Annotated in this window: 11 protein-coding genes; 7 read left to right on the forward strand and 4 right to left on the reverse strand. The window is 35.5% G+C overall.

What is annotated here, in order from left to right; all coding sequences use genetic code 11:
• Window positions 1-24 precede the first annotated feature (24 nt).
• Window positions 25-495 (reverse strand): DinB family protein, encoded by a 471-nt coding sequence (locus tag JOC86_RS18020; protein WP_205174339.1) that lies wholly within the window; start codon window positions 493-495, stop codon window positions 25-27.
• A gap of 224 nt (window positions 496-719) precedes the next feature.
• Here JOC86_RS18020 and JOC86_RS18025 point away from each other — a divergent pair, with 224 nt between their 5' ends.
• Window positions 720-1,448: an endonuclease/exonuclease/phosphatase family protein gene (locus tag JOC86_RS18025; protein ID WP_239587692.1), complete on the forward strand. Its 729-nt coding sequence runs from the start codon at window positions 720-722 to the stop codon at window positions 1,446-1,448.
• A gap of 84 nt (window positions 1,449-1,532) precedes the next feature.
• On the opposite strand, the gene JOC86_RS18030 is transcribed toward JOC86_RS18025, so the two are convergent.
• On the reverse strand, window positions 1,533-2,996 hold the full coding sequence (locus JOC86_RS18030; RefSeq protein ID WP_205174706.1) for an alkaline phosphatase family protein: 1,464 nt from the start codon (window positions 2,994-2,996) through the stop codon (window positions 1,533-1,535).
• A 211-nt stretch (window positions 2,997-3,207) separates the two neighbouring features.
• Between JOC86_RS18030 and JOC86_RS18035 the strand changes: the two genes are divergently transcribed.
• Window positions 3,208-4,140: an alpha/beta hydrolase gene (locus tag JOC86_RS18035; protein ID WP_205174340.1), complete on the forward strand. Its 933-nt coding sequence runs from the start codon at window positions 3,208-3,210 to the stop codon at window positions 4,138-4,140.
• Window positions 4,141-4,183: 43 nt separating this feature from the next.
• On the opposite strand, the gene JOC86_RS18040 is transcribed toward JOC86_RS18035, so the two are convergent.
• The gene (locus JOC86_RS18040) at window positions 4,184-5,311 is read right to left on the reverse strand and encodes an MGDG synthase family glycosyltransferase (RefSeq protein ID WP_205174341.1); all 1,128 of its coding nucleotides are present in this window, start codon (window positions 5,309-5,311) and stop codon (window positions 4,184-4,186) included.
• Window positions 5,312-5,439: 128 nt separating this feature from the next.
• On the opposite strand from JOC86_RS18040, the gene JOC86_RS18045 reads away from it, so the two are divergent.
• Complete coding sequence (locus JOC86_RS18045; RefSeq protein WP_205174342.1) at window positions 5,440-6,291, forward strand: metallophosphoesterase; 852 nt, start codon at window positions 5,440-5,442, stop codon at window positions 6,289-6,291.
• A gap of 142 nt (window positions 6,292-6,433) precedes the next feature.
• Here JOC86_RS18045 and JOC86_RS18050 read toward each other — a convergent pair whose 3' ends face one another.
• Window positions 6,434-6,988 (reverse strand): YkoP family protein, encoded by a 555-nt coding sequence (locus tag JOC86_RS18050; protein ID WP_205174343.1) that lies wholly within the window; start codon window positions 6,986-6,988, stop codon window positions 6,434-6,436.
• A gap of 191 nt (window positions 6,989-7,179) precedes the next feature.
• Between JOC86_RS18050 and JOC86_RS18055 the strand changes: the two genes are divergently transcribed.
• From JOC86_RS18055 to JOC86_RS18070, 4 genes are all read left to right on the forward strand, one after another.
• Entirely contained in the window at window positions 7,180-7,806 is a 627-nt protein-coding gene (locus JOC86_RS18055; RefSeq protein WP_205174344.1) for a TVP38/TMEM64 family protein, read from the forward strand.
• A gap of 147 nt (window positions 7,807-7,953) precedes the next feature.
• Complete coding sequence (locus JOC86_RS18060; protein WP_205174345.1) at window positions 7,954-8,871, forward strand: proline dehydrogenase family protein; 918 nt, start codon at window positions 7,954-7,956, stop codon at window positions 8,869-8,871.
• A 113-nt stretch (window positions 8,872-8,984) separates the two neighbouring features.
• Window positions 8,985-10,448, forward strand: a complete 1,464-nt coding sequence (gene putP, locus JOC86_RS18065; protein ID WP_205174346.1) for a sodium/proline symporter PutP — start codon at window positions 8,985-8,987, stop codon at window positions 10,446-10,448.
• A gap of 225 nt (window positions 10,449-10,673) precedes the next feature.
• Window positions 10,674-11,903: a PucR family transcriptional regulator gene (locus JOC86_RS18070; protein ID WP_205174347.1), complete on the forward strand. Its 1,230-nt coding sequence runs from the start codon at window positions 10,674-10,676 to the stop codon at window positions 11,901-11,903.
• Window positions 11,904-12,233 lie beyond the last annotated feature (330 nt).

The following is a 12,233-nucleotide window of genomic DNA, read 5'->3' on the forward strand; positions in this document are numbered from 1 at the left end:
ATATTATTACATCTAAAAGTTTTCTTAATCCCAAATATCTGCTCTAGAAACCCCCGCTGTCCTCAAGTAATCTAGTATTTGACCTGTATGTATGGACTCGTGATAGGCTATTCGCAAAAGCATATCTCCTAACCTTCGAATATAACCAACATCAGAGCGATCAATGTTAATCGTTGAAAGATCTTCGTCCTTATACTGAGATACTTGCTCTAGGAAAGCTTCTCTATAAGGTGCCGCAAATTCCAATTCCTTTTCAACAGATACAAGTGGCTGCTTTTCAAATGGAGATTCGAAATGATGTAAGCTCCCTTGATTCCTAAGGGCCAAATGGTAGTAGTGTTCGCTTTCTAAAACATGGCGAACCATCTCTAAGCATGTCATTGCTTCATGGTCCGGTTTCCATTCTAGATATTGTTCCGGAATGGAATCCCAAACCTTTATACTCCTTCTTCTAACTTCTTCAAAATTTAAAATTAATAGATCAATTGAGTTCATTAAGCAGCACCCCTTATTGTTTATATCTTCCATTATAACCGAATGTAGGTTCGTATTAAAAGGAATATTCAGTTTATTTCCGCATTATATTTAGGAAGCAGGCAAAGATGTTACCTATCTAGTTCAGATATCTACTTAAGATTGTTTAAAATGATAGTTAATTCTCAATAATGAAGGATGAATGCGAAACCGCTTATAATGAATAACTTTTAGGAGAGAGCATTTTGGAAATCAAAGCTATGACCTTTAATATCCATCATGGCAAGGGAATCGATAAACAGTCTGATCTAGTTAGAATTTCTGAGGTTATTGATAAGTCTAAGGCAGATATTATTGGCCTTAATGAAGTCGATAAACATTTTTCTAGACGGAGTCTTTATGAGGATCAAATTGGTTGGATGGCGAAACAGTTAAAGATGGAACATGCATTTAGTCCCTCTATATCGATGGGATCGAAAGGATTACCCAATCCAAGGCAATATGGAAATGCACTTTTATCGCGATATCCGATTATAACTAAGGAAACTCATTTATTTAATTATTTCCCTGGGATGATTGAAGGAAGATCATTACTCGATGCAACTATTCAAATTCAAGGACAGAGCTTTCAAATAAATGTCACCCATCTAAGTCTTAATCCCTATCTTCAAAGGAAGCAAATAGATTTTATTATCAGTCATCTTCATAAGACAGCCCTTCCAATCATTATTATGGGAGATTGGAATATGAAACCTGGATCGAAGGGCTGGAGAAAAGTAACCAATCATTTTAAAGATGTTTGGGAGATTGCAGGAAAAGGAGAAGGGTATACTTACCCATCACTTCGTCCAAGAACAAGATTAGATTATATATATGTCAGTCAAAATATAAAGGTTGTTGACGCAAAAGTAGTGACTACAATGCCCATTGCTTCTGATCATTTGCCGTTAACAGCAAATCTTCTTTTTAAATGATGTCCCAAATTCAAGAGAACAGAAACCCAACTCTAAAATCTAGAATAGTTTCCCCCATTTTTATACTACTCTTTTTTCGTTTGCCTATTGAATCAAAGATAAGATCCATTCTTTTAAATTGATCATTCTTAAATGAGAAGGGGTTGAATCTGTTCCTGTTACGATCATTGGCACTAATGAATCTTGTTGATGTAACCCCCCGTGGCTAGCCCCTCCTACGTGAGTAGGTGAGCCTTCACCAATAAATTCATAGCCTGGTTTAGCACTAACGATGATAAAGTCTCCCTCATGTGATTTTAAACTGCTGGATAGACGTGCCAATGCATCTGGATAGTCACCGTAATGAATTTGATTTTCATCGATACGAATATCTAATAATCCCAAATCCCCTTCTATAAACCATTTTTGGTTATATTCATCATAAAGATCTCCACCTTCTCGAAAATGGAGTTCACCTTTTTTCTCTCCAGATGTAATCTTAATAAGTGACCCTTCTTGCCAGGCAATGACGTCTATTCGTTTATCATTTTGTAATGTTTCTATCAGTGTATGAATAGGTAATACCTCCTTATCTAATGTGTAAATATAGGACATTCGCTCATTAACAGCGAGTACAATCTGATCTTTTGGCTGAACTCCTTTACTAAGCTTCATAATACGATAAGATCCTAATAGTTCCCTTAGATCAATTAATGCGACTTTACGGTCAGAATCTATCCATGCTTGTCCATTATCACCAAGCACAATCCATATATTGTCCTGCAAAGCTTCTTCCCATGAATCATATACATTCAGAATATCTTGCAAATGTTGATCCACTTTTTCAATTCCTTTTACATCCATACGTCCATTCTTATGGACACTTTGATCAAGTTCAGGAAAGTAAACGATTGAAAAGGAAGGAAGTTGATCTTTTTTTAGTAAATAAGTCAATTCTTGAACGGCAAAAGAATTATTAAATCCGAATTTTTGCCAAAGTCGTTGATACCGTTTGGATGTACTTATTCTTTTTAATGACCCATAGGTAAAAGCCTTTGCCCCCATTGTTGAACGGTCTTTTTGAATGGAAGTAAACCACGTTAAAAGTTTAGGCAATCTATAGATATGGGAAGTATTTCCTCGATAGACAAGAGTGTTAATCGAAGCTGAATTCTTCCCTTTATCCTCTAATTCTTCATGGATGGTTTTTACCCCGTTACTGATATGATTTTCGTTCATGTTGAAAAGGATATCTTCTAGTGATTGACTAAGACCAAGCTTCCACAATTCACGAATATGACTCCCATAATTAATAAGTCGATTTTCTTTTTTATTGAACCAAACCAGACCAGGTAAATGATGGTCATTGCAATAGGTACCGGTTAAGATCGTCGTATCAACATTAACAGACATTGTGGGAAAAGCAGTAACAACATCTGGAAAGTACATGCCCTTCTCCATAAAAAACTTGAGTGCGGGTGCCCGGTTATTGTTGATTGCCTCTTTTAGGGGTGGGTCCATTAATGTATCAATAACAAGCATGATAACTGGTTTTGATTTTTCAACCATTTTCTCTTGTGAAATTTCCACATAAATCATCCTTTTTCTAATTATTAATCCAAATCTTTTAGCCGATACTGAAGTATATAGTAACTATTTTTCCAATGTGAAATTTATTTATGTTATAAACTTATTTTGAATAGCACATATGTCTTAAAACACCTTGCTTCAAAAGCAAAGGAATAGAAATAATATACATATATAAGGAGACTAAAAAGAAATGGAGAAAGTTTTGGAGCGTTTGTCACGCTGGGAAAAACCAGTGAGCTTTCACACACCGGTAAAAAAGACATCTGATATTGAAGCATATCTGGATTATTACGGTTTTAACTTAGAAGGTATTGACTTTCATTTTGGCAAAGTTGATATTGACGGTACGAAAATAATGGTCCAAATTTTTTCCCCTAAAGAAAGGAAAGGAACCGTTTTTTTATTGCATGGTTATTTAGACCATGTCGGAAGTTTAAAGAATATGATTCAATCCTTGATTAAACACCATTATTGTGTCATTAGTTATGATTTGCAGGGGCACGGACTCTCTGGTGGTGAAGCGGCTTCTGTCAATGATTTTTCCAAATATGTTTTAGTACTGGAAAAATTGATGCAAAGAGCAAGAGACGAAATGTCCAGCCCATTTTATATTATTGGTCACAGTACAGGCGGTGCCATTGCAATCAATTATGTGTTAAAGCACCACGATCATCATTTTAATAAAATGGTGTTGGTCGCCCCCCTTATCCGATCAAGTTACTGGCATTTAACCAAAGTAGGTTTATTTCTTACTAAGCCCGTTCCCTTTATTGACGACATAGGTAGAAACTTTCGGCAGAACTCTTCTAGCAAAAACTATCTGTCTTTTACAAAAAATGACCCTTTACAACCCAAGGCGATTCCCCTTCGCTGGGTAGAAGCATTGATCAAATGGAACAAGGAAATTCAATCATACAGTCCAACAAACACAACTACTTGCATGATTCAAGGTGACAAAGATAAGACGGTTGATTGGGAATATAATCTTGCCTTTATTCAAGATAAGTTCCCTTGCCTAAAGGTAGTTCCTATCAAAAACGGCCGGCACGCATTATTTAATGAAGGAAAAAATATTCGAGAAGAAGTCTTTACTAAGATACATCAATTCTTAAAAGAGAATTGATGTATCACTGTTTGGGTGAAAACCGAGACTTTGTAAATGGACTTCAATGTCCTATTAACAATTCCGCTATAATTTCTGATGGTTCTTTTGAATGGATATAAGAATGAAAATTTGCTACTTGAAGTTGATATTGTTGCAGCTTTTGTTGGTCTTGAAGAATCGAAAATAATTGTTCGACAATATCAGGCTTATTGAGAGGAAAAACAACCCCTAATCCTTTTAGCTGCTGCAGGTTTATTTCCTCTTGACCCGGCAATGTATGATAGATAAAAATCGGCTTTCGTTTAAAAAGGCTTTCGCTTATTGTCACTCCTCCAGGCTTAGTGATGATAGCGTCGATTTGATCATAAAGTGCATTCATTTTCTCTCTGCAGTCGATATAAGAGAACGGGATAATGTGGTTAAGATGCATTCCTTTAAGTTTGTTATAGAAATCCTTATTTTTCCCGCATAACACATAGAATTTCATTTGCTTTTGAGTCGTATTCCCTGCAATTCTTTGGATTAAATCCTCCATTCCTCCAACTCCCAAGTTCCCCCCGGATATTAAGATAGATGGTACAGGCTTAACTGAAGGTAATGGCGTTTGTTCCTGTTTTTTAATTTTTGAATGGATTGGAATTCCAGTAATAAAAATTCGCTCGTCGCTGATTCCTTTTTGATTTAAGAAAGTTTTCATCTGATAAGAGGGAACAAAGTGAAAATCGATATGTTCAATTCCCCAAAACCGATGGATGAAATAGTCGGTATATACATTGACAACGGGAACCTTCAATTCTTTATTTCCTTTCAAAAAATTTAACATGTAAGCAGGTAAAGCATGGGTGCATACTATAAGATCTGGTTGTTTTTCCTGTATAAGCCGTTTCATAAAATAAAGAAAAAGAACCTCATAAAGACGATATCGTTTTTCTTTTTCTATATTTTTGTAGACGGAATTTTGATAAATGGAATTATAAACCCCTGGAAAGGCATGTATCCATTTAAGATATACTTTCGAAACGAGTGATTCTATTTTCCCGTAACTGTATGAAAGGATATCTACCTTATCACATCTGATCTGAGGATAAATGCTTAAAATATCATCTATGATGGCTTGTGCCGCTTGATGATGACCAGAAGGAATTTGTAAAAAAGGTAAAAATAAAATTGATTTTGTATTTGTTTTCATAAAGCACCTCTTGTTATTCTCTAGGTTTGATGTGATGGAAATAGCTACCATGGGACAAATACCATCTATTACTTGTTAAAATTCCAGTATTTTTCCTGTATACTCTGATATAGGAGGTGTGATTAAATTTGAAAATATTATTTTTCGCAGGATTAACTGTATTTCTTTTTTGGTTAATTAAAATCGCTTATAAAAACACGAAAGATATCGTTTTAAATAAAATTAAAATGGATCATGAATTAACTGATGGATCAAATCCTAAATTAAATATTCTTCAACTTTCTGATTTACATCTTGAGAATATATCTATATCCCCTATCGAGCTCTATGAAAAGCTAAAAAATGAATCGATTGATTTGATTGCACTTACTGGAGATTTCCTCGACCGCAAACGGACCATTCCAAAGCTTGTCCCCTATTTACAAATACTGAATCGATTAAACGCAAAATATGGTATCTATGCCGTTCTCGGTAATCATGATTATGTCTTACGGAACCATCACTTAGGAACCTTAATAGAAACGCTTGAACAATATAATTGCAAAGTATTGCAAAATAAAAGTGAAATGATTAATGTACAAGGTAAACCTGTTAATATTATCGGAATCGATGACTTTAGTACTAAAAGAAGTAACCTTGAAGCCTCTTATAAAGGAATTCATTCAGGGACAAACCTAGTATTAACCCATGACCCAAATATTGTTTTACACATGAAAAAATATCATTTCGATTATTTACTTGCGGGACACTTCCACGGAGGACAAATTTGCTATCCTAAAGCGTATCACCTTGCAAAAATGGGGAAGCTTGCCAGAATGAATATAGTAAAAGGTTTGCATAGGCAGGATGGAAAACCTTTCTATATTAGCGAAGGTCTTGGCCAAACAGGTGTTAATATCCGTGTTGGAAGCAGGCCTGAAATAACTCTTCATGAATTCTCATTGCCAGTAGTTGAAAATGAAGAAGTTACAGCAGTATAAAAAGAAATTGGCTGTCCCTTAAGGGATTCGGAATCACATTGTTTATCTATATAGATTATGGTTTTGTAAATTAAATCTATATGTTGACTTGGATTTGGGACAGCCCTTTATCTTTAGGGCCATCATTACTAAGGGGCGAGTATTATCGTTTATACATATTTGATAACTTTTTTGTAGACATGAATAAATAATTTGGCTGCTGATGCTTAATAAAGTACCCGATAGAACCATTTTGATTGGAGAGAATTCCAATTGGCAAAAATGCTGCCCATTTAAACCACTTGTATATGGGATTCGTAATGTCAACGATTTCAAAACCAAGCCGTTCACAGCCTTTGTTTAGTAAGGTAATGCCGATAATTCCTTTTATCTCGTCAGAGCGACTACGAATATAAACTTCCACTCCCGGCAATGAATGTTGAACATAACGATAAATGATTTTTGCTTTTTTTAGTTCGCTTTTTATCCCTTTCAGTTCTTTTAATATCCTTGCATTGTGCAGATGAATTTTTACTAAAGTATCATTTTTATTAATTTGCGTTCCATCTGAAAGAACCACATTCCTGCCTTTATATTGTGTTAATCTAATCCTTAAAATATTTCCTTCTCCTGCCTCACCAGGAGGATGTATTAAGCGTGTACAAAAATAGTAAATAGGGTCAATAAAACTCCAAATCGAAATCAGATAACCTCTCATGCTTCAATGCCTCTCCTTATTTTTTTTTTCACTTCTTTTTATTTTATTTTGAACACAGTTATCATTTATATTTGTGGAAAAATAAGACTTAATCGGAAGATACGCCCCTGTGTTGAATGTCCTATGTTGGCATAAAAACACTTAATTTGAAAAGAATAATGGGAGATTATTTTGTGTTCAGGAGGAATAAATTGAAGAAATCGTTTCTGATCTTTTTTTATATTTTACTAATGATCATAGGATTTTATAACAAAGACCTATTGATTCATTGGATCAATGATAATAATGCCTCCTACCTTCCACTAATGCTTGCTCTTTCAATATTATTTGCTACTATCCCTATCATTCCATTTACTTTGTTTGCAGGAATAATGGGAACGAAATATGGGATTATCCTTGGATTTGTTATTAATTGGTTTGGTGGGGTTTCAGCTGCAATATTCTATTATTTACTCGCTCGATATCTATTTGCAGACTACTTCAAGAAGCATACACCACGATTTAAAAAGATCAATAAATTTAATGAATCAATGAAGGATCATGCATTCTTAGCGGTGCTAATCGGTCGATTGATTTCGATCATTCCTCCAACAGCCATTCATATCTATTCAGCAATGAATCATATTCCTTTCCTAAAATATCTATTAGCCACTTCAGTTGGCCAAATTCCAATCATGTTTATGCTGGCTTTTGGTGGAAATCAGATCTTTGCCCATCCACTAATCTTTATTGCTGGGATTGGTTTATATAGTCTGTTTTTATTAGGTGTGTTCTTTATCTATCGTTATTATTTTAAAAACAAGGTCAAGTTCATATAAGAAGATAATCCTTAGGATCTCCTTCCATTGTCTCTCACTAACAAAATTAAGGGCTAATTATTGTTTTACCGGAACATTGTTGAAACCTGTGTCAAAATTGTAAGATTATTATAAATTACAAACCCTTTTATGGAGGTGCTTACAGAAATGGAAGCGATTGCAAGAGACTTTTTTCTATATCTGTCTAAAAACAGCTTACTAAATAAAATAGCTCAAAAAAGAGGCGGAAAATTTGCTGCAGGTAAAATTATTGGTGGGATAGATTTTCAAAGTTCTATGAGATTTATTAGGGATTTAAACAACAGTGGATTGTCTGTTACCGTTGACCATCTAGGAGAATTCGTTGATTCAGAAGAGGTTGCGAATGAAAGGACAGAAGAATGTATCCAAACGATTGAGATGATTGCAAGAGAGAAGCTTGATTCTCAAGTTTCCCTTAAAATGACATCATTAGGACTTGATATTGATCATAATCTTGTCTTTAGAAACATGACCAAAATTTTAGATACGGCTGAGAAGAATAATATCATGGTCACAATTGATATGGAAGATGTGCCTCGCTGCCAAGCAACAATTGATATTTTCAGAGAGTTCAAGGAAAAATACAGCTGTATCAGTACTGTTTTACAAGCTTATTTATATAGGACAGAACAGGACTTAAAAGATCTTGGACGTTACCATCCATTCTTACGTTTAGTTAAGGGAGCTTATAAAGAATCTCCAGAAGTAGCTTTCCCTGAAAAGAAGGATGTCGATGAAAATTATAAAAAGCTTATCGAGCAAAGCTTGCTGAACGGCAATTATACAGCGATTGCTTCTCATGATGACCAGATCATTGAATATACTAAAAAGCTAGTTAAAAAACATAATATACCAACGACTCAATTTGAATTTCAAATGCTGTATGGAATGAGAAGCAAGACACAATCAAGATTGGTTAAAGATGGTTATAAAGTTCGCGTTTACGTACCATATGGCTTGGATTGGTATGGTTATTTCATGCGACGCATGGCGGAAAGACCACAGAATATCAGTTTTGCCTTTAAAGGGATTTTTAAAGGCTAAGATGATACAATTAAGCGCTTTTACGAAGAAAACATAAAAACGTGTTTTCTTCTACCTTTATTTTTCTGAATATTAAAAATTATCACATATTTTTTCATAAAAGGAGTTTTTTCATGGATTACGCATTAATGATATCTATTACGATATACATGCTTGGGATGCTCTGGATTGGCTACTATGCCTATAAAAGAACATCTAATTTAACTGACTACATGCTTGGTGGCCGTACTCTTGGTCCTGCTGTAACAGCCTTGAGTGCTGGTGCTTCTGATATGAGTGGCTGGCTGCTAATGGGACTTCCAGGTGCGATGTTCGCCACTGGTCTTAACGCCTCATGGATTGCTATCGGCTTAACCCTTGGTGCTTGGGCAAATTGGCTTTATGTAGCACCTAGATTACGGACCTTTACTGAGGTTGCCAATGATTCTATCACCATTCCTGGATATCTCGAAAACCGCTTTGGTGACAAATCAAAGATCCTACGTCTCATTTCTGGACTTGTTATATTAATATTTTTTACCTTCTATGTATCTTCAGGCATGGTTTCTGGAGGTATTTTATTCCAAAGCACATTCGGAATTGATTACCACACAGGATTATGGATCGTTACTGGCGTTGTTGTAGCCTATACACTTTTCGGCGGATTCCTTGCCGTAAGCTGGACCGATTTCATTCAAGGTTTGATCATGTTTATTGCACTTATTCTCGTTCCTGTCATTACATTGTTTCATGTTGGTGGTTTCAATTCGTCGATTGAAACCGTACGTTCGATTGACCCTGCTATGCTCGATATTTTTAAGGGGACAAGCCTTTTAGGAATTATCTCTTTATTTGCCTGGGGATTAGGATATTTCGGCCAACCACATATTATTGTGCGATTTATGGCCATCAGCTCCGTAAAGGAAATCAAGAAAGCCACTCGTATTGGGATGGGCTGGATGATATTCTCGATTATTGGTGCGATGCTTACAGGCTTTGTGGGAATCGCTTATTTCTCTGGAAATGGCCATATCCTCGAAGATCCTGAAACGGTTTTTATTGTATTAGGTGAGGTATTATTCCATCCCATTATTACAGGCTTTTTAATTTCGGCGATCTTGGCAGCCATCATGAGTACAATCTCATCTCAACTGCTTGTGACCTCCAGTTCTTTAACGGAGGATATTTATAAAACATTCTTCCGCCGTTCTGCTTCTGACAAAGAGCTTGTGACTATCGGCAGATTATCTGTTCTTATCATTTCGATAATCGCTTTAATTCTATCATGGGAAAAAAATTCAACGATTCTAGATCTCGTAGGGTATGCATGGGCAGGATTTGGATCTTCCTTTGGGCCACTTATTCTACTCAGCCTTTATTGGAAACGAATGACTAGATGGGGAGCTCTAGCTGGAATGATTGTTGGAGCCACTACCGTCATACTCTGGTCAAGGAGCGGTTTATCCGATACCCTCTATGAAATGATCCCAGGCTTTGCTGCCAGCTTAATTGCTATCGTGATTGTCAGTCTGATTACAGAAAAACCTTCTAATCAAGTAGATAAACAATTTGAAGATTTTAAACAAGCATTGAAATAATCGACTAAAGGGCTGTCCTCAAAGGCGTCCAAGAACTACTTTATCTGTCCATAGATAGAAGAGTTGTAAGGTATCCTCTATCTATGGGAATTGTAGTTCCTGACATCTTGGTTTAGGGACAGACCTTTTTTTATATTTTCCATGTACAGATGTCAATAATGGCAGTATGATAATGGTTAATACTATTCCATATACTAATCATTATTAAATATAGGAGGGAGCCCTTTGAAACAGTCATTGGAAAAGGTCTTTATGCTGATTGATATTAACGAAATTACCGAAATGGTCAGTAGTTATTTAAAAAAGCCCGTTATCATTGAGGATGATCAGTTTTCGTTGCTAGCATACAGCTCTTATTATATTGAGCACTTTGATCTGGTCAACCAGCAAACGATTTTTTCAAAGCGGTGGCCTATTCCCATTTTAGAAAAATTTATGGAAGAAGGAATCGTCGATCAATTGAAAAGCATTCCTGAACCATTTCGTATTGGTCAAATAAAAGAGATTGGCTTAAACCAGCGTGTCGTTGTCAGCGCAAAAAATAAAGATCAAATATACGGCTATATTTGGGTTCAAGAAACGGATTCAATATTAACGGAAAAGGAATTTAAATTTTTGCATGATGTCTCCTTTCATATCGGAAATCTGCTTTATCAGCAAAATCTTCTAAATGCGAGAAAAGATGAAGGAAAAAATCAATTTTACCGAAAAATCATTGAGGAAGTCTATCAAACGGAAAATCAAATTAAGATGGAAGCCGCTAACCTTAAAATTATTCTTACAGAAGCCTTTATTGTTAATGTTTTTACTCTAGAGCAAGCGGATGAAGAGATTTTTGCAGAGCTCATCGATACCGTCCGTCTGTTTGCAAACGCTCTTAGTCAACCAACTCATATATTTACAAATCAATTAGATATCATCGTTCTTATCGGAAGCAGCTCACCTGCACCAGGAAGCCTTCTAGAGAATGCGAATGAATTAACAAACACTGTCTTAAGCCAATTTAAAAGAGCGGTTGTCTACGCAGGAATCGGAAACGAATATTTATCCCTGCTTAAACTTCGTAATAGCTACTCAGAAGCACTGGAGGTTATTAAAGCAGCGAAGTTCATCGGGACACCAAGTGAATTTCCTTTCGAGTATAATAAACTTTCAATATTCCGTTACCTTGAACCGATATCCTTATATAACAAACAGTCAAATTATACGAATGAAGATCTGCTGAAACTACAAGTGAAAGATAATCAAAGTAATACAAACCTATTGAAAACACTTGAGGTCTATCTATTAAATAACTGTCGCAATAAACCGACAGCCGAACAGCTCTTTATCCACCCAAATACATTAAAATACCGATTAAAACAAATCACAGACTTGGCATCGATCGATTTTGAGGATTTCACATCCCGATGCCAGATGTATATTGATTTACAGCTATTGAAGTGTAAGGGATAGGTTACTTTGAAAGTTATGAGGATTTAAAGTGAATTTTGGTATCAGGACACAATCTAGTTAAAGGAATTACCAAAAACCCTGAAATGTGCCGATTACGGCTCTATTTTAGGTTTTTTTTTGGATCAGATGTTAATTTTTTTGTTCTTAAGTATAATACGCTAAATTAAATTTTCTGATTCTTTTCCAATCGAAAAAAAAGGTATTCCTTTCTGATTAATCATAACACGCAAACAAATGATTACAATTTATTGCTTTCATCCCTCCGCCTTCCCCTATTTACACTCCTATCATCAATGGTCTGATCTCCATTAAATCTTCATCATTTATTTC

This window comes from Rossellomorea pakistanensis (assembly GCF_016908495.1).
In the GTDB taxonomy this organism is placed as follows: domain Bacteria; phylum Bacillota; class Bacilli; order Bacillales; family Bacillaceae_B; genus Rossellomorea; species Rossellomorea pakistanensis.

Excerpts from the sequence above, each read along its gene's own strand:
- JOC86_RS18020 (WP_205174339.1), bottom strand. The coding sequence starts at position 495 with ATGAACTCAATTGATCTATTAATTTTAAATTTTGAAGAAGTTAGAAGA.
- JOC86_RS18030 (WP_205174706.1), bottom strand. The coding sequence starts at position 2,996 with ATGGTTGAAAAATCAAAACCAGTTATCATGCTTGTTATTGATACATTA.
- JOC86_RS18035 (WP_205174340.1), top strand. The coding sequence starts at position 3,208 with ATGGAGAAAGTTTTGGAGCGTTTGTCACGCTGGGAAAAACCAGTGAGC.
- JOC86_RS18040 (WP_205174341.1), bottom strand. The coding sequence starts at position 5,311 with ATGAAAACAAATACAAAATCAATTTTATTTTTACCTTTTTTACAAATT.
- JOC86_RS18050 (WP_205174343.1), bottom strand. The coding sequence starts at position 6,988 with ATGAGAGGTTATCTGATTTCGATTTGGAGTTTTATTGACCCTATTTAC.
- JOC86_RS18060 (WP_205174345.1), top strand. The coding sequence starts at position 7,954 with ATGGAAGCGATTGCAAGAGACTTTTTTCTATATCTGTCTAAAAACAGC.
- putP (WP_205174346.1), top strand. The coding sequence starts at position 8,985 with ATGGATTACGCATTAATGATATCTATTACGATATACATGCTTGGGATG.